The sequence below is a fragment of the Methylocella tundrae genome, from assembly GCF_901905185.1.
GTDB classification, from domain to species: Bacteria; Pseudomonadota; Alphaproteobacteria; order Rhizobiales; family Beijerinckiaceae; genus Methylocapsa; species Methylocapsa tundrae.
Genome location: NZ_CABFMQ020000141.1, coordinates 1 through 481 on the forward strand (window position 1 = coordinate 1; position 481 = coordinate 481).

A 481-nucleotide genomic window follows, 5' to 3' on the forward strand; every position below is an offset into this window, starting at 1 on the left:
TAGTAGAAGAGACAAAGACAAAGTACAGTATCTGCGACAAAGACGTCTATAACTTTAACGAGGCTGGCTTTATAATAGGCAAGATTACAACGCAGCTAGTCGTTACAGGATCAGAGAGGAGAGGCAGGCCAAAGTCTATTCAGCCTGGGGACCAGGAGTGGGTAACGGTGATAGCAGCTATCAACGCTGCTGGCTGGTCAGTCCTACTGTTCCTGATCTTTGCCGGCAAGTACTACCTCTCTGCCTAGTATGAGGAGGCAGAGATCCTACGCAACTGGGCATTTAGAGTCAGCAACAACGGCTGGACAAACAACGAGCTAGGAGTAGACTGGCTAAAGCACTTTAATGCTTATATAAAGGCTTGTACAGTAGGAGCGCGTCGCCTACTTATCCTTAACAGTCACAAGAGCTACTACTCTCTTGAGTTTGAAGAGCTCTGTAAGGAGAACAATATCTATATGCTCTGTATGCTACCTTACTT

At 46.2% G+C, this 481-nt stretch carries 2 protein-coding genes; both read left to right on the top strand.

Translation table 11 applies throughout. The features are described 5' to 3' along the window. Positions 1-248 (top strand): hypothetical protein (locus MPC4_RS21025; RefSeq protein ID WP_210253691.1); only part of this gene is annotated, 248 nt, incomplete at its 5' end. Positions 249-263: 15 nt separating this feature from the next. Then, on the top strand, positions 264-481 hold a 218-nt coding region (locus MPC4_RS21835), incomplete at its 3' end, for a hypothetical protein (protein ID WP_174513937.1).